The organism is Photobacterium panuliri (assembly GCF_059920555.1).
Map to the genome: position 1 here is coordinate 62,203 of NZ_CP197192.1, position 23,017 is coordinate 85,219.

At 53.3% G+C, this 23,017-nt stretch carries 10 protein-coding genes, 2 tRNA genes, 4 rRNA genes and 1 riboswitch; of the genes, 6 read left to right on the forward strand and 10 right to left on the reverse strand.

From position 1 onward, the window contains the following. Window positions 1–109: 109 nt before the first annotated feature. Complete coding sequence (locus ACSF8X_RS00330; RefSeq protein WP_047878526.1) at window positions 110–1,000, forward strand: LysR family transcriptional regulator; 891 nt, start codon at window positions 110–112, stop codon at window positions 998–1,000. 113 nt (window positions 1,001–1,113) lie between these two features. Beyond that, window positions 1,114–2,313, forward strand: coding sequence for a putative manganese transporter (locus ACSF8X_RS00335; protein WP_500850447.1), 1,200 nt, complete (start codon window positions 1,114–1,116; stop codon window positions 2,311–2,313). Between the two features lie 60 nt (window positions 2,314–2,373). Here ACSF8X_RS00335 and ACSF8X_RS00340 read toward each other — a convergent pair whose 3' ends face one another. Continuing rightward, the gene (locus ACSF8X_RS00340; RefSeq protein ID WP_047878524.1) at window positions 2,374–2,919 is read right to left on the reverse strand and encodes a single-stranded DNA-binding protein; all 546 of its coding nucleotides are present in this window, start codon (window positions 2,917–2,919) and stop codon (window positions 2,374–2,376) included. 269 nt (window positions 2,920–3,188) lie between these two features. Between ACSF8X_RS00340 and uvrA the strand changes: the two genes are divergently transcribed. Further along, entirely contained in the window at window positions 3,189–6,032 is a 2,844-nt protein-coding gene (uvrA, locus tag ACSF8X_RS00345; RefSeq protein ID WP_500850448.1) for an excinuclease ABC subunit UvrA, read from the forward strand. Between the two features lie 66 nt (window positions 6,033–6,098). Next, a complete protein-coding gene (locus ACSF8X_RS00350; protein ID WP_500850449.1) occupies window positions 6,099–7,838 on the forward strand; it encodes a PglL family O-oligosaccharyltransferase in 1,740 nt (579 codons plus the stop codon). Window positions 7,839–7,890: 52 nt separating this feature from the next. Here ACSF8X_RS00350 and ACSF8X_RS00355 read toward each other — a convergent pair whose 3' ends face one another. Then, entirely contained in the window at window positions 7,891–9,009 is a 1,119-nt protein-coding gene (locus ACSF8X_RS00355) for a pyridoxal-phosphate-dependent aminotransferase family protein (protein WP_500850450.1), read from the reverse strand. Between the two features lie 324 nt (window positions 9,010–9,333). Continuing rightward, a riboswitch (Lysine riboswitch) is annotated at window positions 9,334–9,521 on the forward strand. 110 nt (window positions 9,522–9,631) lie between these two features. Between ACSF8X_RS00355 and lysC the strand changes: the two genes are divergently transcribed. Next, entirely contained in the window at window positions 9,632–11,014 is a 1,383-nt protein-coding gene (gene lysC / locus ACSF8X_RS00360) for a lysine-sensitive aspartokinase 3 (RefSeq protein WP_500850451.1), read from the forward strand. A gap of 56 nt (window positions 11,015–11,070) precedes the next feature. On the opposite strand, the gene metH is transcribed toward lysC, so the two are convergent. After that, on the reverse strand, window positions 11,071–14,739 hold the full coding sequence (metH, locus tag ACSF8X_RS00365) for a methionine synthase (protein ID WP_500850452.1): 3,669 nt from the start codon (window positions 14,737–14,739) through the stop codon (window positions 11,071–11,073). Window positions 14,740–14,943: 204 nt separating this feature from the next. On the opposite strand from metH, the gene ACSF8X_RS00370 reads away from it, so the two are divergent. After that, a complete protein-coding gene (locus ACSF8X_RS00370) occupies window positions 14,944–16,227 on the forward strand; it encodes a cation:proton antiporter (RefSeq protein WP_047878519.1) in 1,284 nt (427 codons plus the stop codon). 72 nt (window positions 16,228–16,299) lie between these two features. On the opposite strand, the gene metA is transcribed toward ACSF8X_RS00370, so the two are convergent. From metA to ACSF8X_RS00405, 7 genes are all read right to left on the reverse strand, one after another. Further along, window positions 16,300–17,241: a homoserine O-acetyltransferase MetA gene (gene metA / locus ACSF8X_RS00375; protein WP_047878518.1), complete on the reverse strand. Its 942-nt coding sequence runs from the start codon at window positions 17,239–17,241 to the stop codon at window positions 16,300–16,302. Window positions 17,242–17,457: 216 nt separating this feature from the next. Further along, window positions 17,458–17,573: ribosomal RNA gene (rrf, locus tag ACSF8X_RS00380) — 5S ribosomal RNA — on the reverse strand. Window positions 17,574–17,582: 9 nt separating this feature from the next. After that, window positions 17,583–17,658: transfer RNA gene (locus tag ACSF8X_RS00385), tRNA-Thr, on the reverse strand. A gap of 47 nt (window positions 17,659–17,705) precedes the next feature. Further along, window positions 17,706–17,821 (reverse strand): 5S ribosomal RNA (gene rrf, locus ACSF8X_RS00390). Between the two features lie 242 nt (window positions 17,822–18,063). Continuing rightward, window positions 18,064–20,953: ribosomal RNA gene (locus ACSF8X_RS00395) — 23S ribosomal RNA — on the reverse strand. A 295-nt stretch (window positions 20,954–21,248) separates the two neighbouring features. After that, a tRNA-Glu gene (locus tag ACSF8X_RS00400) sits at window positions 21,249–21,324 on the reverse strand. 65 nt (window positions 21,325–21,389) lie between these two features. Then, window positions 21,390–22,934: ribosomal RNA gene (locus tag ACSF8X_RS00405) — 16S ribosomal RNA — on the reverse strand. Together the 16S, 23S and 5S rRNA genes with 2 tRNA genes alongside form the textbook arrangement of a ribosomal RNA operon. Window positions 22,935–23,017 lie beyond the last annotated feature (83 nt).

Here is a 23,017-nt window from a genome sequence, read left to right on the forward strand (position 1 = left end):
TTATTCATTCCTCAGTGCCATTTCAGGCCAACAAATACCAGCATGTAAGCTGCGTGCGCATCAAAGCCATGATAATGTATGGAATATAACGCCGGAGCCGAGTAATAGAATGGATTGGATCACCTGCACCAACAGTTTTGTCATGGTCGTCAACGAAGGGTCGCTAGCCCAAGCCGCCACCAAACTAAACACCTCAAGCTCGGCCTTATCCAAGCGCCTTTCCTGGCTAGAAAAGCAACTCGGCGTCCAGCTTCTCAAACGCACCACCCGCAGCCTGACCATGACCGATGCCGGTAGGCTTTTCTACCAACGCAGCGCGCGCCTGCTCGACGATTGGCACCAGATGCTGGCCGAAACCACATCCACCTACGGCGAAGTCAGCGGCGTCCTGCGGATCGGCGCCCCGCTGGCAACCGGCAGCCGCCTGCTAGTCAACTACTTGGCCGAGTTCACCCAAAGCTATCCGAATATCCAAATTGAGCTCCATACCATCACCCCCGGACAACTTCCGGATCTCAATCTCGATCTCTTTATCAGCAAAGAGCTGGCGGATTTCAATTCATCGAGCTACATCGCGACCAAGCTCTTCAGCTTCCAGACCGGATTCTACGCAGCCCCGGCCTACCTTGACGGCAAGCCCGCCATCGAAAGCCCCGAGCAGCTCATCCAACACAATTGCCTGCTGTTCGGAAGCCACGGCCATGAGCAGGAACACCTGTTCGAAAATGATATTCGCCTACGCCTCAAAGGCAACTTCACCACCCAAAACCCTGAAGCCCTCGTCGCTGCCGCCGTGGCCGGGATGGGGATCATTCTTGCCAGTGCAAACACCGTAAAACGCGAACTCAGCAAAGGGTTGCTCGTGCCCGTCTTGCCGGGCCTGAAACAACCGCTCCTCTCGGCCTACGCCTATTACCCAAAGCTGGAATTCAACCACGTCAAGACCAAGCTCTTCATAGACTTTATCAAGGCCAAAGCCGCCGCCGGAAACCTCCGCTGAGGCTAGGCCCGATCAGATGGTATGTGTCTTAACGAAAATACCACTTGATAATAATTCTCGTTTGCATTTAAATTGCTTCTATACTTTCCTATAATGCAGAGACAGAGATTGATATGGCACCTATCCAACAGGCTCTAGAAAGGGCATTACCCAGGCAACACCGGTTAACCTACAAGCGGCTGCTCCTGCCAATGATCCTACTGGCCTTGCTGGTCGCATCCGACGGCACCCGCGAACTGACCGTCAATGTACTCGCTGATGCCTTCTGGCAGGTTGCCGCCTACGTGGCCGCAACGCTGGCAATCTACCATGCTATTTCCGCCAAACTGAGCCAAGGCAATAACTCCCTTTCCCTCTTGTTGGAAAAAAGCGCCCGCTTCCAGGTGATCTTTGCCTCAGCGATGGGTGCGCTGCCCGGCTGCGGCGGGGCCATTGTCGTCATCACTCAATATGTCAGAGGCAAGCTCAGCTTCGGAGCCGTCGTTGCTGTCCTGACCGCAACCATGGGGGACGCCGCCTTCTTGTTGCTTGCCGCGAAACCCTCAACCGGACTAATGGTCGTTGCCCTCGGCTTTGTTGTCGGCCTACTTTCCGGCTGGCTGGTCGACGCCATCCACGGCGAGCACTTCATGCGGCCAGACAACATCCGGCAAGCAACGAATACCTGTTGCGATAAAAACCACCCACCGGCACTGAACCAGCCTGGCGTCCGCCTTCAGGGCAAATTCTGGCAATGGATGCTCTTGCCGGCGATCACTATTGCCATCATGGGATCGCTCCAGATCGATACCGATCTGGCCTTTGGCCTTCCCGCCGGCACAACGGCCATCGCAGGTGCCGCCGCCGCCGTGACAGCCATGCTGCTATGGGCGATAAGCCGTGATGTGACCGACTATGAATCCGCAGTTTCCGAAGATCCCAAGCTCCGTACCGCCAACCTGTTCCAGCGCGTGGCCCAAGATACCAACTTTGTCACTAGTTGGGTGATCGCCGCCTTCTTACTGTTCGAACTGACCCTGTACTGGAGTGGTTTGGATCTGGCCAAACTGTTTTCCAACTGGGCCCTGCTGCTGCCATTGATGGGGGTGGCTATCGGCCTGCTTCCCGGCTGCGGCCCGCAAATTCTGGTGACCAGCCTCTACCTCTCGGGGACCGTCCCGCTCTCGGCCCAACTCGGCAATGCCATCAGCAACGACGGGGACGCCCTGTTCCCGGCCATCGCCCTGGCACCAAAGGCAGCCCTCGTGGCCACCGTATACTCGGCCATCCCGGCACTGCTGGTTGCCTACGGCTATTTCTTCTTGTTCGAATAATTTGTCACAGACAAAAAAAGCCCCGCAATGCGGGGCTTCTTGTGTTCAGTCTTGCATGGATCAGAACGGAATATCGTCGTCAAAATCCATTGGTGGCTCGTTATACTGAGGCTGAGGAGCAGCCTGCTGTTGTGGCTGCTGCGGCGCAGACTGCTGCTGAGGTGCGTAGCTCTGCTGCTGGGCTGCTGGCTGCTGAGGCTGACCCCAACCACCTTGTTGCTGCTGGCCACCCATAGGTGCGCCCTGACCGCCCTGACGACCGCCAAGCATTTGCATCACGCCGTTAAAGCCCTGAACCACGATTTCAGTCGTGTACTGATCTTGGCCTTGCTGGTTCTGCCATTTACGGGTCTGAAGCTGACCTTCGATGTAGACCTGAGAACCTTTGCGCAGGTATTCGCCTGCCACTTCAGCAAGTTTGCCAAACAGCGCAACACGGTGCCACTCGGTTTTCTCGCGCTGCTCACCGGTGTTCTTATCGCGCCATGTCTCAGAGGTAGCAACAGTAATATTTGCTACTGCACCGCCACTTGGCATATAACGGATTTCTGGATCATTACCCAAGTTACCCACTAGGATAACTTTGTTGATGCCACGACTGGCCATAGTTCTCTCCAATCTCTTGATCGGCGCCGGTAACATTCCCGTACACCGTTATTGAAAGTTTATACTTAATCGCGCAGTCTACCATTTTCCCCCTGAATCGAATAGGGCTGAGCCTAGAGATTAAGAGAGAAATACAACGAGGATCTGCAAGAAAACTGTGCTGCTATTGCAACCACATTACTGTGCATTTATACAGCTTTTTCTTTTCCGGATCTAGGGGCTGTGCAATAATGCCGCATTCACATACGAATCAATAATAAGTATACGATATGGATAAAATCGAAGTCAGGGGTGCCCGAACCCATAACCTCAAGAACATTTCCCTCACGCTGCCCCGGGATCAGCTGATCGTGATCACGGGCCTGTCGGGTTCAGGGAAATCCTCCCTTGCCTTCGATACCCTGTATGCCGAAGGCCAACGCCGCTACGTTGAGTCCCTGTCGGCCTATGCCCGCCAGTTCCTGTCACTGATGGAAAAACCCGATGTCGACCATATCGAAGGTCTCTCCCCCGCGATCTCCATCGAGCAGAAGTCGACATCCCACAACCCCCGCTCAACTGTCGGTACCATTACCGAAGTCTACGACTACCTGCGCCTGCTGTATGCCCGTGTCGGTGAACCGCGCTGCCCAACCCACAACACGGAGCTGGCCGCCCAGACCGTGAGCCAGATGGTAGACAAAGTGCTGGAGCTGCCTGAGGGCAGCAAAATGATGCTGCTGGCCCCGATCGTCAAAGAGCGCAAGGGCGAGCATGTCAAGACACTGGCAAACCTCGCGGCCCAAGGCTATATCCGCGCGAGGATCGACGGCGAGGTATGTGATCTGTCCGATCCACCGACGCTGGAGCTCCACAAGAAACATACCATCGAAGTCATAGTCGATCGCTTCAAGGTTCGCGATGATCTCCAGCAGCGGCTGGCCGAATCCGTCGAAACCGCACTGGAGCTGTCCGGCGGTACCGTCGTGGTCAGCCCGATGACCGCAGGCGAGCACGATGAGATCATCTTTTCGGCCAACTTTGCCTGCCCTCACTGCGGCTACAGCATGGCTGAACTTGAGCCGCGCCTGTTCTCGTTCAACAACCCGGCCGGTGCCTGCGGGACCTGTGACGGCTTGGGCAACCAGCAGTTTTTCGATCCCGAACGAGTGGTTCAAAACGGCGAACTGAGCCTGGCCGGTGGGGCAATCCGCGGCTGGGACCGCCGTAATTTCTACTACTTCCAGATGCTCGGCTCGCTGGCCGAGCACTACGGCTTCGATATCGAAGCTCCCTACAATGAGCTGCCGGCCAAAATCAAAGAGGTCGTGCTGAAAGGATCGGGCCGAACCGATATCGAGTTCAAATACATCAATGACCGTGGTGATATCACGGTACGCCGCCACCCGTTCGAGGGGATCCTCAACAACATGGAGCGCCGCTACCGCGAAACCGAATCCAACGCGGTACGCGAAGAGCTGGCCAAATTCGTCTCGACCAAGCCGTGCGGCAGCTGCGGCGGCTCGCGCCTGCGTCTAGAGGCCCGCCATGTGTTCATCAACGATACCGCCCTGCCCGCCGTAAGCGAGATGAGTATCAGCGAAGCCATGGCATTTTTCAGCCAGCTTGAGCTGACCGGCCAGAAAGCCCAAATCGCCGAGAAGATCCTCAAGGAAATCAATGATCGCCTCAGCTTCTTGGTCAATGTTGGCCTCAACTACCTTAACCTGTCGCGCAGTGCCGAGACCCTCTCCGGCGGCGAAGCCCAGCGGATCCGCCTTGCCAGCCAGATTGGCGCAGGCCTAGTCGGTGTCATGTATGTGCTGGACGAGCCCTCTATCGGCCTCCACCAGCGCGACAACGAACGGTTGCTCAAAACTCTGACCCACTTACGCGATCTCGGCAACACCGTCATCGTGGTTGAGCATGACGAAGATGCGATCCGCACCGCCGACCACATCATCGACATCGGCCCCGGGGCCGGAGTCCACGGCGGCAGCATCATCGCCGAAGGGACGCTTGAAGACATTCTGTCCAACGAGCAGTCACTGACCGGCCAGTATCTCAGCGGTCAAAAAGCCATTGCCGTGCCCGAACACAGAATCGAAATGGATCCCGAGCGCACCGTCAAGCTGCTCGGCGCTACCGGCAACAACCTGAAGAACGTCGATATCGAGATCCCGGTCGGCTTGCTGACCTGTGTGACCGGGGTATCCGGCTCGGGAAAATCCACCCTGATCAACGATACCTTCTTCACTATTGCCCACCAGCACCTCAATGGGGCAACCACCGGTCAGCCGGCTCCTTACCGAGAAATCCGCGATCTGGAGCATTTCGACAAAGTGATCGACATCGACCAAAGCCCGATTGGCCGTACGCCGCGCTCGAACCCTGCAACCTACACCGGGATCTTCACCCCGATCCGCGAGCTGTTCTCCGGCACCCCGGAATCACGTACCCGTGGCTATAAGCCGGGCCGCTTCAGCTTCAACGTCAAGGGCGGCCGCTGCGAAGCCTGTCAGGGTGACGGGATGATCAAAGTCGAAATGCACTTTCTGCCGGATGTCTATGTGCCGTGCGATGCCTGTAAGGGCAAGCGCTACAACCGCGAGACTCTGGAAGTCCGCTACAAAGGCAAAACCATCGATGAGGTACTGGAGCTGACCGTCGAGGATGCGCGAGAGTTCTTCGACCCGGTGCCAGCCATCGCCCGCAAGCTGCAAACCCTGATGGATGTCGGCCTGTCCTATATCCGCCTCGGCCAAGCCGCCACGACCCTTTCCGGGGGCGAGGCCCAGCGAGTCAAGCTCGCCCGCGAGCTATCCAAACGAGACACCGGCAAGACGCTGTATATCCTCGACGAGCCGACAACCGGCCTCCACTTCCATGATATTCAGCAACTGCTCAATGTCCTGCACCGGCTACGCGACCACGGCAACACCATCGTGGTGATCGAGCACAATCTCGATGTCATCAAAACAGCCGACTGGATTATTGACCTAGGGCCGGAAGGCGGCAGCGGCGGCGGCGAGATTATTGCCTGCGGCACCCCCGAACAGGTGGCAACCGTAGAGGGATCTCACACGGCACGGTTCCTGAAACCGTTGCTACCCACTGTAAGCACAGTAAAATAACGGGATAAGACAATAACAAAATGACAAACCGGGCCTTGGCCCGGTTTTCTCTCGAATGGAAACGCAATGACAGTGTTGTACGTAAAAGGCACCCAGATGGCAGACAAAGGGATCAGCAAGCCCTTGATCAAGCCGTTTCTGGTCGCACTAGGCTGCTTGTTCCTGCTGACAATGCACTACTTCCAGCCGCATCCTGCAGGGACAGGGCTCGCCCTTCCTTCCAATGCCATGAGCTGGATCCCGCTAAGCCTGGCGCTCGGCGTCGGTCTGCTGGAAATCAGCCGTCAGCGTATCTGGCGCTATTCCAGACTGACCGTCGTCCTGCTGATCAGTTGCCTGCTGCTCACCCTGCCCCTTGCCTATCCGCAAGCCAATCCTGTTCAGGCATTACCTCGCTTGCTGGGTCTGTGGAGCGGGATGCTGCTGTTTATCGCTCTCCAACAATTTGCCTTCAACCTGAAGCAGCGTCAGGCCCTGCTTTGGATGCTCTTGATCGCTATCTGGATGCAGGCCGTCTGGGGCTGGGTACAACTGATCCTGCAATCGCCGTTCAGCCCTTTCGCTTCTCTTGCGGACCTCAGCCTCAACCCTGCTGGTATCTTTCCCAACAACACTACCATGGCCAGTTTTCTTGCTACCGGCTTGGCTCTGTCGGCCTATCTGCTGGCACGTATTCCGATGTACCGCGGGAAATGGTCATGGCGGCAGCTTTTTTTACTCCTGACCCCTGTCGTCACCATTCCGCTGCTGGTTATTCTGAGTTCCACGACCGGCTGGCTTGCCGCGGTGATCGCTAGCTGTCTGATGCTTCCCTATCTACGCCACTTTGCCGCCAGGGCACAAGGCCGGATGTGGTTTTTGATGGTAATGCTCGGCCTAAGTATTGCCTTGCATATCGGTACCCAAATCGAGTGGACCCCGCCTGATGACAGCCAGACTCTAGCCGGTCTCCCCGTGAGCCATCTATCACAAGCGGTCGCAATGCTAGAAAACCAGCCATTGACCGGCTACGGCTACGGCACATTCACCACCAACTACCTGCTACAAACTGCTCAGTGGCACCAGCTTGACCCAAGCCAGCCAGCTGGATTACCCACTCTCCACCATCCTCACAACGAGCTGTTGTTCTGGGCGGTAGAAGGAGGCATCGTTCCGCTCCTCGGTATTTTCCTTGCGACGGCAGCTGTACTGTTTAAAGTAAAGAAAGCCCGCCACGGCACACGGCTTGCCTTGTTGGGGCTGTTTTTCCCCATAGTGCTGCATATCCAGCTAGAGTACCCGTTCTACTATTCACTGGTTCACTGGATCACCTTTGTTATCCTGATCTACTGGGTCGATAACCTGACAGCCAAATACCATAAGACGCCCTTAAAACATATCGTGCCTATTCGCGTCTCAGCATGGGTATTGCCGCTGATCGTGACAACGTTCATGACCACTTCGCTATATTCGGGGCAACTGCTTAGCCGTTTCGAAAATAATCCCGAGGGCAACATTGACCTGCTGCTCAAAGTCAACAACCCCTGGGCATGGCAAAACCGTTACGAATGGGATCTCTATCAAGCCCAATTGCAAATCGGAATGGCCAACGATAACGACCAATTGGTTAACGAGTTTATCCACTGGGCAAACATAAAAGCCAAAACATGGACTCGCCCGAAACTCTACCGTCAGCTTATCGTGGCCTATACCTTCATCGACAAGCCTGAACTGGCCGAGCAGGTACGCCTAGAAGCCATCTACCTCTTCCCGTTAGAGGATTTCACCCCAGCCAAAGATGGTGCCCATAAGCCCCTGGCCCGATAAAAAAATGGCAGCCGATCTCTCGGCTGCCATTTTCTCCCTACTGTTGGTGGCGTTACTTCAGCACGCTCTCCAATGCCCGCAGGCACAACGCAATATTCTCGCTACGGGCTGCATACCCCATCAGGCCAATCCGCCATGCTTTGCCCGCCAGCGCCCCCAGTCCGGCACCGATCTCCAAGTTATAGCGTTCGAGCAATAATTTCCGCACGGCGGCATCATCCACCCCGTCCGGGATATACACCGCATTCAGCTGCGGCAGGCGATAGGGCTGTTCGACAACGAAGGCAATACCCAGCTGTTCCAGCCCCTCTCGCAGTTCATTATGCATATCACGGTGGCGCTGCCACGCATTCTCCAGCCCCTCGTTGTACAGGATTACCAGAGCTTCATGCAGCGCATAAAGACTGTTGACCGGGGCGGTATGATGGTAGCTACGCTTGCCCTCACCGCTCCAGTAGCCCAACACCAGGCTCTGATCCAAAAACCAGCTCTGGACCGGGGTCTTGCGCGACTGGATCTTGGCCACTGCACGCTCTGAAAACGTCAGAGGCGACAACCCCGGCACGCATGACAGGCACTTCTGGCTCCCCGAATAAACAGCATCAAGCTGCCATTCGTCCACCAGCAGCGGAACACCACCGAGCGATGTCACCGCATCGACTATCGTCAGGCAGCCGTGCTCTCTGGCCAGCCGAGCAATCACTTCGGCATCGCTCAGCGCACCAGTTGATGTCTCGGCATGAACGAACGCGACAATCACCGCATCGGGGTGAGCCTCCAAGGCTTGTTCAACCAGTTCTGGATCAACCGGCTCTCCCCACGCATTATCGACCATGACCGCGATCCCGCCACAACGCTCGACATTTTCCCTCATTCGGTCGCCAAACACCCCGTTACGGCAAACAATCACCTTATCGCCGGGCTCGACCAAATTGACGAAACACGCCTCCATACCCGCACTGCCGGGGGCTGATACCGCGATAGTAAATGGGTTCTGGGTTTGGAAGGCATACTGTAGCAACTGCTTTAGCTCATCCATCATCCCGATGAACAACGGATCGAGATGGCCGATTGTCGGCCGGCTCAATGCCTGCAGCACCTGCGGGGAAATATCTGACGGGCCAGGTCCCATCAATGTCCGTTGCGGGGGGTAGAAACTGGTTTTAGTCATGCTTGGTCCTCCCTGACGTTCTTCGGTCAGCCTTGGTTATAGGGTTCAATATGACTATATCAGCTCCCCCGCCAATATGCGTATATCTATGCATCCGTCTTGCTGTTGAATACCCGCGCCAATACTTTCGTCAATACATGCCGGCTCGCCAGTTCCCCTCGAAGATAAGTGTATTTATGAACAGAATATTGATAGCAGCCAAACCCAGACACTTTTTTGCATTTTTTTTGCTTATTCTTCCCTGCAACCAATTGACAAAGGGCTAGAAAATCAGCTTCAATACAGATCGTTTTTTGTTCATCCCGAAATCGTGATTTTTCGGGGGCAGACAGAAGAGGAGCGTTACCCAGGTATCGATGATTGCGGGGCCCCACCCCAAAGCAATCTTGAGAGGGGGAGTAACGCCGAGATATGGCATGACAGGGGGCATGGCATATCGGCTTTGGAGGTTGAATCCTTCTGGCTGTCACCTTCCAACCTATGGTACAGGAAGGTGAGGAGCTTCTGGTTGTTGTACCGTTCGACGTCTACATCCTACCTAATTGCTCCGACTGTATGTCGGGATCTGATCCCGAGTCCCCCCTGGTAATTGATTGTTCTATTTCATACTGGGAGACTCATTGTGAGCTTTGTAGAAAATAACTTTACTGTTCCTCCACCGATTACCGTAGCGAAATTTGGCGGCACCAGCGTAGCCGATCATGCCGCCATGAGCCGAAGTGCCACTATCATCAAGGATAATCCTGCCGCTAAGGTAGTGTTGATTAGTGCATGTTCTGGCGTAACCAACCTGCTGGTTGAACTTGCAAACGGACTTGCCGATAACGAGCAGCGCTCCAAACGGCTACAACAACTACGAACGATCCACCAAGACATCATCGACCAATTGGCCCATCCTGAAACGGTCACAACCCAGGTCGAACAACTTATTAGCCATATTGCTAAATTAGCAGAGCAAGCCGCACAAAAGCCGTCAGTACAACTGACTGACCAGCTTGTCGCCCATGGTGAATTGCTCTCTACCCACTTGTTTACCCAAATTCTCAACGAAATGGGGGCGAGCGCCCTACGTTTCGATATCCGTGACGTCATGCGGACCGACAGCCAGTACGGCAAAGCCGTACCTGAGGTCGACACCATTCGACAACTTGCCGACCAGCATCTTCAGCCTATTTTGAAGACAGATACGATTATCGTATCACAGGGCTTTATCGGGGCCGACGAATCTGGCGTCACGACGACCTTGGGCCGTGGTGGCAGCGACTACAGCGCAGCGTTGATCGCCGAAGCCATCGGTGCAGAAATCCTAGAGATCTGGACCGATGTCCCGGGGATGTACACCACTGACCCTCGCATTGCAGCCAACGCCAAGCCGATCAAAGAGATCAGCTTCTGCGAAGCCTCCGAAATGGCAAACTTCGGCGCTAAGATCCTTCACCCGTCAACCTTGCTCCCGGCTGTGCGCCAGCAAATCCCTGTATTTGTCGGCTCCTCCAAAGCCCCTGAACAAGGCGGAACATGGATTCGCCAGAGTGTCACCGATGCTCCGAAATTCCGAGCTCTGGCTCTGCGCTGCAACCAGACGATGGTCACCCTGACTAGCCTGAACATGTTCCATGCTTACGGTTTCTTGGCCGAGGTATTCAGAATCCTGGCCGAATACAAAATCTCGGTGGATCTCATCACAACATCTGAAGTCAGCGTTTCCCTAACGTTGGATCAAACAGATACGTGCGGCGGCGCACCTCGCCTGCCAGAAGCCGCAATGGAAGCCCTGAGCAAACTTTGCCGGGTTGAGGTAGAACAAGATCTCTGCCTCGTTGCTCTGATCGGCAATGATCTGGGCGACGCCCCAGGCGCTGCAACCCAAGTATTCAGCCGACTGGAAAAGTACAGCCCTCGGATGATCTGCTTTGGAGCCAGCACCCACAACTTGTGCTTCCTGGTCAAAACAGCCGAGTCACGCGAAGTGGTACAGACCCTTCATCAGGGCCTGTTTGAATAAGCTGAACCTTGATGAAAAAAAGGCACTCCCAGAGTGCCTTTTTTGATCTTTCACAATCAACCGAGGTTTGGCCCCAGCCATTTCTCGGCCTCGGCCAAATCCCACCCCTTGCGATCAGCATAGCTGTCACGCTGGTCAGCCTGGACCTGGGCAACCGCAAAGTAACGAGACTCAGGATGAGAGAAATACCATCCCGATACCGAAGCCCCCGGCCACATTGCATAACTGCTCGTCAGCGACATGCCAATCGCCTCTTCAACCCCGAGCAAATCCCACAAAGCGCCTTTCTCGGAATGCTCTGGGCAGGCTGGGTAGCCAGGTGCTGGCCTGATCCCCTGATATTTTTCCCGAATCAAATCATCGTTGGTCAGGCTCTCTTGCGGCGAATAGCCCCAAATTTCCGTCCTCACCCGCTCATGCAGATACTCGGCAAATGCTTCTGCCAACCGATCAGCCACGGCTTGGATCATAATCGCGTTGTAATCATCCCCCTGTGCCTTGTAAGCATCAGCCAGTTCACGCTCGCCAATCCCCCCAGTGACCGCAAATGCCCCGATCCAATCAGGTTTTCCGCTTTCTTTCGGGGCAATATAATCTGACAGGCAATAGTTGGGACCTTTAGGTTTGTCGGTCTGCTGGCGCAAATGATGCAGCACCCTCGCAACGGTCTCCCGGCTTTCGTCGGTATAGACTTCAATATCATCCCCCACACTATTCGCGGGAAACAAGGCACACATCCCCCTTGCCTGAAGCAATCCCTCTCGCTCCACTCTGTCGAGCAAGGCATTGGCATCAGCAAACAGACGGCGGGCCTCCTCACCGACTTCATCATGGTCAAGGATCGCCGGGTATTTCCCCATCAGCGACCAGGTCATAAAGAAAGGGGTCCAGTCTATATAACGGCGCAAGGTCGCCACATCCATATTATCAAACACCTGAATCTCCGGCTGGGCCGGTATCGGGGGGGTATAGCGACCCCAGTCAATCGCAACCTTGTTGTCGCGAGCCGCATCAAGGCTGATTGGCTTGGTCCGCGGTTTTTTGCGGTTATGCTGATCACGAACCCTGTCATAATCAAGATCTAACCGCTCAACAAAAGCAGGCCGCAATTCATCAGAAAGCAAAGAGGTACACACCCCGACAGCCCGCGAGGCATTGTTGACGTAAACCACGGGCTGACGGTAGTTTTGCTCGATCTTCACCGCAGTATGGGCTTTAGACGTCGTCGCACCGCCAATAAGCAGAGGCAAGTCGAACCCTTGCCGCTCCATTTCCTTGGCAACATGGACCATTTCATCCAATGAAGGGGTGATCAGCCCCGACAAACCAATAATATCGACATTTTCTTCCTTGGCGACTTTGAGGATCTTCTCGCAAGGCACCATCACACCAAGATCAATAATCTCGTAGTTATTGCACTGCAAAACCACTCCGACAATATTCTTGCCGATATCGTGCACATCCCCCTTCACCGTCGCCAGCAGGATCTTGCCGTTCGAGCTCCCCGCCTGCTTCTCTGCATTGATAAAGGGCTCCAAATGGGCCACCGCTTGCTTCATCACTCGGGCAGACTTCACCACCTGCGGCAAGAACATCTTACCCTCACCAAACAGATCGCCGACCACATTCATACCATCCATTAACGGCCCTTCAATAACCGACAACGGCTTGGCGGCATTCACCCGGGCCTCTTCAGTATCAGCAACGATGAATTCGGTGATCCCTTTGACAAGGGCATGCTCCAAGCGTTTCTCTACAGGCCAAGTACGCCATTCTAGTGCCGAGGCATCCTCCTCTTTCCCTACCCCCTTGCCCGCATATTCGGCCGCAATATCGAGCAAGCGCTCGGTGCTATCACTCCGCCTATTAAGCACCACATCTTCAACGGCTTCACGCAGTTTATCAGGCACGTTATCGTAGATTTCTAGCTGGCCTGCGTTAACGATCCCCATATCCATGCCGTTTTTGAAACAATGGTAAAGGAACACGGCGTGGATAGCCTCGCGCACGTAATTATTACCGCGGAATGAGAAGGAAACGTTGGAAACCCCGCCGGAGATCATGGCATATGGCAGGTCGCGCTTGATATCCGCCACAGCCTCGATAAAGTCGACGGCATAATTATTATGTTCTTCGATCCCTGTCGCCACGGCAAAAATGTTGGGGTCGAAGATAATATCTTCTGGCGGGAAGCCAACCTCATCGACCAAAATCCGGTAGGCTTGGGTACATATTTGCAGCTTTCGCTCGCGAGTCTCGGCCTGGCCAACCTCATCAAATGCCATTACGATCACCGCGGCACCATAGCGGCGGATCAGTTTTGCCTGCTCGACAAACTTGGCTTTGCCTTCCTTCAATGAGATGGAGTTGACAATACCTTTACCCTGAATGCACTTCAGGCCCGCCTCGATCACCTCCCATTTGGAGGAGTCCACCATGATCGGGACTTTAGAGATTTCCGGCTCGGAGGCACACAAGTTGAGAAAGCGCACCATGCACGCTTTCGCATCCAGCATCCCCTCATCCATGTTGATATCGATGATCTGCGCCCCGTTTTCCACCTGCTGGCGGGCAACTTCGAGGGCCTCGTCATAGAGCTCCTCCTTGATCAGGCGCTTGAAGCGCGCCGATCCCGTCACATTGGTTCGCTCGCCAACATTGAGAAACAATGTCTCCTTCTCGATGGTCAACGGCTCCAACCCAGAAAGCCGGCAAGCAATAGGGATCTCAGGCAAGGGGCGGGGGGACAGTCCACGAGTCGCCTCGTACATATGGCGGATATGCTCGGGCGTGGTTCCGCAGCAGCCCCCTATCAGGTTAATAAAGCCACTTTGGGCCCATTCGGCAACATGGCTCGCCATCTCTTCGGGCGAAAGATCATATTCACCAAACGCATTAGGCAACCCGGCATTAGGGTGAGCCGACACATAAGTTTCCGATATTCGCGATATTTCTTCGACATAAGGACGAAGCTCATCCGGCCCCAGCGCGCAGTTCAGGCCAAAGGAAATCGGGTTTACGTGGCGTAGGGAATTGTAAAAGGCTTCCGTCGTCTGCCCGGATAACGTCCGCCCCGAGGCATCGGTAATGGTTCCGGAAATCATCACAGGTAAGCTCTCACCACGCTCGTCAAACACAAGATCGACGGCAAAAGCACAGGCCTTGGCATTGAGGGTATCGAAAATTGTTTCGATCAAAATAATATCGGCACCGCCATCGAGCAGGGCCCGAGTCGATTCAGCATAGGCCTCAACCAGTTGGTCAAAGGTAACATTACGGTAACCGGGATCGTTGACATCCGGAGAAATAGAACACGTCCGGTTGGTAGGACCGAGCACCCCGGCAACGAAGCGTGGCTTATCCGGCGTTTGCGCCGTCCATTCGTCGGCTGCTTGCCGGGCCAATCTGGCAGCCTCGAAATTTATCTCGGCGCTGAGGCTCTCCATTGCATAATCAGCCATCGCAATGCTGGTCGCATTAAATGTATTGGTTTCGAGGATATCGGCCCCGGCCTCTAGATAGGCACAATGGATATCCTTGATAAGTTGTGGCTGCGTCAGAACCAGCAGATCATTATTGCCCTTGAGATCCGACTGCCAGTCAGCAAAACGCGTCCCGCGATAGTCATGTTCCTCGAGTTTATAACTCTGGATCATGGTTCCCATGCCGCCATCGATGATCAATATCTGCTCATTCAGGCGCTTCTGTAATTGTTCCTTGCCCATCACCACCACATTACTTCCTTATTTCATGTTACAGCTTTTTCACATCCTACCACAGCAACAATGGAAATCTAGATGGCTAAATGGTGTTTCACTTGATTAAATATTAACTCACTAAAATAAAATAATAATGGCTATTGAAGCACGTTAGATTTATATTTTGTCACACTTTCGCCCTTTACAATCCACAACCTCCGAGGTCCTAGGATGTCCGTCTATAGCACCCTCTGCTTTCTAGCTGCCGCCGCCATGCTGATAGCGTTTATCAACAGCAAAATCGGCAAAATGCAATCAACGATCGCCATTACTGCTGGCGCCCTGATCCTTTCACTTATTATTATCGTCGCTGGCCAAAACGGTTGGTTCCACCTCGAAAGCATAGCTGCGGATCAACTCGGAAAAATTGATTTCGAAAGCTTCTTGCTCAAAGGGATCCTCGGCTTTCTTCTATTTGCCGGAGGGTTGGGGATCAAACTTCCCCACCTCAAAGATCAAAAATGGGAAATCACCACCCTCGCCCTGTTTGCCACCCTTTTCTCCACCTTCTTTATCGGCTTCGCCCTCTGGGGTATTTGCCAAGGGCTGGGTATCCAATTTGACCTTATTTACTGCCTGCTCTTTGGTGCCCTGATCTCACCTACCGACCCGATTGCTGTTCTGGCCATTGTCAAAAAGCTCAATGCCCCAAAGCGCATTTCGACTCAAATCGAAGGCGAGTCATTGTTCAATGACGGTTTCGGCCTCGTCATCTTCGTGACACTCTTCACGATTGCCTTTGGCAACGAAGCACCCACAGCCATGGGTGTCGGTAAATTATTCTTGCAAGAGGCTATCGGTGGTATCGCCTACGGCTTTGCCCTCGGTTTGATTTTCCACTACTTGATCAGTGCCACCAATGACCACTCAATGGAACTACTACTGACATTAGGTATCCCAACTGCCGGATATGTTCTGGCAGATGTCCTGCATGTCTCAGGTCCGCTGGCCATGGTCGTATCGGGGATCATGATCGGTAACTGGACCCGCTATATCGGCTTTTCTAAAGAGAGCGAGGATCACCTCGACCACTTCTGGGAATTGGTGGATGAATTCCTCAACGGGCTGCTGTTCTTGCTGATTGGTATGAGCATGCTGCAATTTGCCTTCCACCAAGAAGACTGGATCATGATGGTGATTGCCGTACCACTCGTTCTATTGAGCCGCTACCTGAGCGTCAAGCTCTCTTATGTCGGTTTCAACCGCTACCGTGACTACAATCCGCTGTCAGTCAAAATCCTCACTTGGGGTGGCCTGCGTGGTGGCCTTGCACTGGCCATGGCGATGTCGATCCCAGCAGGGATCATGGTTATCCCGGACAAGCAAATCGATGTCCGTGAGATTATTCTTGTGATGACCTATGCCGTGGTGGTGTTTTCTATCCTGGTGCAAGGCTCAACAATCACACCTCTCATCCATAAAGCGAAACAATGGGAAGCCAAGCAGAACGCTTGATCCTGTTCATTCCCCCCGATAAAAAAGACCTGCCATGGCAGGTCTTTTTTTGTCTCTACTGTCCCCAATGAACTATTCATCCTTGGTGAAGCGCTCTTCAGAAAAATGCTCAAGGTCATACGGTGTTTGCTGATAAACACAGTAATTTAGCCAATTTGAAAACAGCAAATGGCCGTGGCTACGCCAACTAGCAACCGGTGGTAATTCAGGGTTATCGTCAGGGTAGTAATTAAGAGGCAAATTAGGCTCCATGCCTTCACCTGCATCTCTTGTGTACTCGTTATGCAAGGTCAGAGCATCATATTCGGGATGGCCTGTCACAAAAACATTGCGTTTGTCTTTGGTCGCAGCCAGGTAAACACCAGCCTGAGAGGATGTCGCTAAGATATCCAAATCGGTATGATTTTCTAAATACTCAGGCGAAAAATCGGCATATCGGGAATGTGGGGCAAGAAAATTGTCATCAAATCCTCTCACAATCGGATTGCGGCAATCATGAACCTGATGCCAATAGACACCAGAAAGTTTCTCCTTGCGGGTTCGCTTAGGTAAGTCATAAAGTAGCTTCAGGCCAGCTTGAGCAGCCCAGCACACAAACAAGGTCGAAGTCACATGAGTACGAGCCCAACTCATGATGGCCTGGATTTCTTCCCAATACAGTACATCCTCAAACTGTACCAACCCTAGCGGTGCACCTGTCACGATTAGGCCATCAAAATTACGGTTCTTAACCATCTCAAACTGACGATAGAACGTATCTAAATGCTCTGTTGGCGTATTCTTGGTGGGACGATTATCGATACGTAAAAGCTCAACATCCACCTGCAAAGGGGTATTGGATAATAGCCTGAGAAATTGAGTTTCCGTCTCAATTTTCTTCGGCATCAAATTCAGCAACAATACCTTCAAAGGACGAATTTCCTGACTCGCAGCCCGGGTTTCTGACATAACAAAAATATTCTCCCCACGAAGAATATCCGTTGCGGGCAGTTGATCAGGAATTTTGATCGGCATGGTGTTCACTCCTTAAACATAGCCTCGGACACCAAAGGGATGTTTAGACGTCCAGATATCTAAATAAACTATAAGAGAATAACAGTTACCGCAAGAGAAAACAGATAAAAAGAATTAATGTTCGGGAAGATTACTTCGAAAAAATTCATACTATGAAGTGAAAATGAGGGGAGCAGAAACGAGAAAACCCAGCCGAAGGCTGGGTTTTGAAAGGGTGTTCAGCAATGACCTACTCTCACATGGGGAGACCCCACACTACCATCGGCGCTACAACGTTTCACTTCTGAGTTCGGCATGGGATCAGGTGGGACCATTGTGCTATTGTCGCTGAACAAAATGCGTGGTGCTGATACCCAGATTTGAACTGGGGACCTCACCCTTACCAAGGGTGCGCTCTACCGACTGAGCTATATCAGCACGTATTCTGTTTTGAAACCCGCAATCTGCGAATTTCTAAATTTTGAGCCTGGCGATGTCCTACTCTCACATGGGGAGGCCCCACACTACCATCGGCGCTGTTACGTTTCACTGCTGAGTTCGGCATGGGATCAGGTGGGTCCATAACGCTATGGTCGCCAAGCAAATTCTGTTGAATATATTCCGCTGGCTATAAAGCTCGCTAGCTACGTTAAATTGCTCTCTCGCTCAGTCATTTAGCAGGCTAAACTCCTTCACTCGACTCACAACTTGTCTTGCTATCGAACTTTATCCCGGCGCTACCTCTGGTAGGCGGAATATCTTCATAATCTGGGAAAGTTAACTAGTGTCTCAAGCACTGCATTCAAGTGCTCGTGGAGTCCGATAAAACCCCTTGGGTGTTGTATGGTTAAGCCTCACGGGCAATTAGTACAGGTTAGCTCAACGCCTCACAGCGCTTACACACCCTGCCTATCTACGTCGTAGTCTCCAACAACCCTTCAGGATACTTAAAGTATCAGGGATGACTCATCTTGAGGCTCGCTTCCCGCTTAGATGCTTTCAGCGGTTATCGATTCCGAACTTAGCTACCGGGCAATGCGTCTGGCGACACAACCCGAACACCAGAGGTTCGTCCACTCCGGTCCTCTCGTACTAGGAGCAGCCCCTCTCAATCATCCAGCGCCCACGGCAGATAGGGACCGAACTGTCTCACGACGTTCTAAACCCAGCTCGCGTACCACTTTAAATGGCGAACAGCCATACCCTTGGGACCGACTTCAGCCCCAGGATGTGATGAGCCGACATCGAGGTGCCAAACACCGCCGTCGATATGAACTCTTGGGCGGTATCAGCCTGTTATCCCCGGAGTACCTTTTATCCGTTGAGCGATGGCCCTTCCATACAGAACCACCGGATCACTATGACCTGCTTTCGCACCTGCTCGAACCGTCATTCTCGCAGTCAAGCGGGCTTATGCCATTGCACTAACCTCACGATGTCCGACCGTGATTAGCCCACCTTCGTGCTCCTCCGTTACTCTTTGGGAGGAGACCGCCCCAGTCAAACTACCCACCAGGCACTGTCCGTACCCCCGATAAGGGGGCGACGTTAGAACATCAACACTACAAGGGTGGTATTTCAAGGACGGCTCCACAGATACTGGCGTACCTGCTTCGAAGCCTCCCACCTATCCTACACATGTAGGGTCAATGTTCAGTGCCAAGCTGTAGTAAAGGTTCACGGGGTCTTTCCGTCTAGCCGCGGGTACGCAGCATCTTCACTGCGATTTCAATTTCACTGAGTCTCGGGTGGAGACAGCGTGGCCATCATTACGCCATTCGTGCAGGTCGGAACTTACCCGACAAGGAATTTCGCTACCTTAGGACCGTTATAGTTACGGCCGCCGTTTACCGGGGCTTCGATCAAGAGCTTCGCTTGCGCTAACCCCATCAATTAACCTTCCGGCACCGGGCAGGCGTCACACCGTATACGTCATCTTTCGATTTTGCACAGTGCTGTGTTTTTAATAAACAGTTGCAGCCACCTGGTATCTGCGACTTCCGATAGCTCCATCCGCGAGGGACTTCACCGTCAGAAGCGTACCTTCTCCCGAAGTTACGGTACCATTTTGCCTAGTTCCTTCACCCGAGTTCTCTCAAGCGCCTTGGTATTCTCTACCCGACCACCTGTGTCGGTTTGGGGTACGATTCCTTGCTATCTGAAGCTTAGAGGCTTTTCCCGGAAGCATGGCATCAATGACTTCAGCACCGTAGTGCCTCGACGTCGTATCTCAGCCTTGAGATGGTCCGGATTTGCCTAAACCATCAGCCTACATACTTGAACCTGGACAACCGTCGCCAGGCCCACCTAGCCTTCTCCGTCCCCCCATCGCAATAGCAAGAAGTACGGGAATATTAACCCGTTTCCCATCGACTACGCCTTTCGGCCTCGCCTTAGGGGTCGACTCACCCTGCCCCGATTAACGTTGGACAGGAACCCTTGGTCTTCCGGCGAGGAGGTTTTTCACCCCCTTTGTCGTTACTCATGTCAGCATTCGCACTTCTGATACCTCCAGCGCCCCTTACAGGACACCTTCAGCGGCTTACAGAACGCTCCCCTACCCAATGTGAACAAGTCACATTGCCGCAGCTTCGGTGTATCGCTTAGCCCCGTTAAATCTTCCGCGCAGGCCGACTCGACCAGTGAGCTATTACGCTTTCTTTAAATGATGGCTGCTTCTAAGCCAACATCCTGGCTGTCTGAGCCTTCCCACATCGTTTCCCACTTAGCGATAACTTTGGGACCTTAGCTGGCGGTCTGGGTTGTTTCCCTCTCCACGACGGACGTTAGCACCCGCCGTGTGTCTCCCGGATAGTACTTACTGGTATTCGGAGTTTGCAAAGGGTTGGTAAGTCGGGATGACCCCCTAGCCTTAACAGTGCTCTACCCCCAGTAGTATTCGTCCGAGGCGCTACCTAAATAGCTTTCGGGGAGAACCAGCTATCTCCGAGTTTGATTGGCCTTTCACCCCTAGCCACAAGTCATCCGCTAATTTTTCAACATTAGTCGGTTCGGTCCTCCAGTAAGTGTTACCTCACCTTCAACCTGCCCATGGCTAGATCACTCGGTTTCGGGTCTAATCCTAGCAACTGAACGCCCAGTTAAGACTCGGTTTCCCTACGGCTCCCCTATACGGTTAACCTTGCTACTAAAATTAAGTCGCTGACCCATTATACAAAAGGTACGCAGTCACAGGACAAGCCTGCTCCTACTGCTTGTACGTACACGGTTTCAGGTTCTATTTCACTCCCCTCACAGGGGTTCTTTTCGCCTTTCCCTCACGGTACTGGTTCACTATCGGTCAGTCAGGAGTATTTAGCCTTGGAGGATGGTCCCCCCATGTTCAGACAGGATAACACGTGTCCCGTCCTACTCGATTTCACTGTAAAGGCACCGTCGGCTACGGGGCTGTCACCCTGTATCGCCACGCTTTCCAGCGTGTTCGCCTAGTGCCAATTCAACTTAAGGGCTAATCCGGTTTCGCTCGCCGCTACTGCCGGAATCTCGGTTGATTTCTTTTCCTCGGGGTACTTAGATGTTTCAGTTCCCCCGGTTCGCCTCACAATGCTATGTATTCACATTGAGATAACTGCTTATGCAGCTGGGTTTCCCCATTCGGAAATCCAAGACTCGAGTGGCTCTTACTGCCTCGTCTTGGCTTATCGCAAGTTAGTACGTCCTTCATCGCCTCTGACTGCCCAGGCATCCACCGTGTACGCTTAGTCACTTAACCATACAACCCCAAGAGGTTTCGTATGTTCAAACAACCAAGGTTGTCTATCTGAGTTGTGATAGACGTTGTTTTGCCGGACTTCTCTTCTTTTATTCCACTTTTGAAAAAGTGGAGACAAAAGCCAAGACACTTGAATGTGTGTTGCTTGAGAACTCGTTCTCGTTCCGAAGAACGAAAACATTTAGTGTGATCTTTCGATCACTTACTAGTCAGCTTTCCAGATTGTTAAAGAGCATGTGTTGCCTTGCGGCATCCACTTTCTAACGACACTTGCCAGGCAAGTATGTTTAGAAAGTGGCGTCCCATAGGGGAGTCGAACCCCTGTTACCGCCGTGAAAGGGCGGTGTCCTAGGCCTCTAGACGAATGGGACACGTCGTCTTTACTTTCAACCAAGCAATCTGTGTGGACACTGCGTCAAAAGCGCAGTCATATCGTTAAGGAGGTGATCCAGCCCCAGGTTCCCCTAGGGCTACCTTGTTACGACTTCACCCCAGTCATGAACCACACCGTGGTAAACGCCCCCCCGAAGGTTAAGCTATCTACTTCTGGTGCAGCCCACTCCCATGGTGTGACGGGCGGTGTGTACAAGGCCCGGGAACGTATTCACCGTGGCATTCTGATCCACGATTACTAGCGATTCCGACTTCATGGAGTCGAGTTGCAGACTCCAATCCGGACTACGACGTACTTTGTGGGATTCGCTCACCATCGCTGGTTGGCCGCCCTCTGTATACGCCATTGTAGCACGTGTGTAGCCCTACTCGTAAGGGCCATGATGACTTGACGTCGTCCCCACCTTCCTCCGGTTTATCACCGGCAGTCTCCCTGGAGTTCCCGCCATTACGCGCTGGCAAACAAGGATAGGGGTTGCGCTCGTTGCGGGACTTAACCCAACATTTCACAACACGAGCTGACGACAGCCATGCAGCACCTGTCTCAGAGTTCCCGAAGGCACCAAAGCATCTCTGCTAAGTTCTCTGGATGTCAAGAGTAGGTAAGGTTCTTCGCGTTGCATCGAATTAAACCACATGCTCCACCGCTTGTGCGGGCCCCCGTCAATTCATTTGAGTTTTAATCTTGCGACCGTACTCCCCAGGCGGTCTACTTAACGCGTTAGCTCCGAAAGCCACTCCTCAAGGGAACAGCCTCCAAGTAGACATCGTTTACGGCGTGGACTACCAGGGTATCTAATCCTGTTTGCTCCCCACGCTTTCGCATCTGAGCGTCAGTCTTTGTCCAGGGGGCCGCCTTCGCCACCGGTATTCCTTCAGATCTCTACGCATTTCACCGCTACACCTGAAATTCTACCCCCCTCTACAAGACTCTAGCCTGCCAGTTCCAAATGCTATTCCGAGGTTGAGCCCCGGGCTTTCACATCTGGCTTAACAAGCCGCCTGCATGCGCTTTACGCCCAGTAATTCCGATTAACGCTCGCACCCTCCGTATTACCGCGGCTGCTGGCACGGAGTTAGCCGGTGCTTCTTCTGTAGGTAACGTCAAACAATGCCGCTATTAACGACACTGCCTTCCTCCCTACTGAAAGTGCTTTACAACCCGAAGGCCTTCTTCACACACGCGGCATGGCTGCATCAGGGTTTCCCCCATTGTGCAATATTCCCCACTGCTGCCTCCCGTAGGAGTCTGGACCGTGTCTCAGTTCCAGTGTGGCTGATCATCCTCTCAGACCAGCTAGGGATCGTCGCCTAGGTGAGCCGTTACCCCACCTACTAGCTAATCCCACCTGGGCCAATCTTGGCGCGAGAGGCCCGAAGGTCCCCCTCTTTGGTCCGTAGACGTTATGCGGTATTAGCCATCGTTTCCAATGGTTATCCCCCACACCAAGGCATGTTCCCAGGCATTACTCACCCGTCCGCCGCTCGTCATCTCCAAAAGCAAGCTTTTGGAATGTTACCGCTCGACTTGCATGTGTTAGGCCTGCCGCCAGCGTTCAATCTGAGCCATGATCAAACTCTTCAATTAAAGTTTTTGTGTTTCCGAAGAAACGGCTCAGTGATTACTGATAAATTGACTGTGCCGGTATTGCTACCGATTTGGTCACTCAG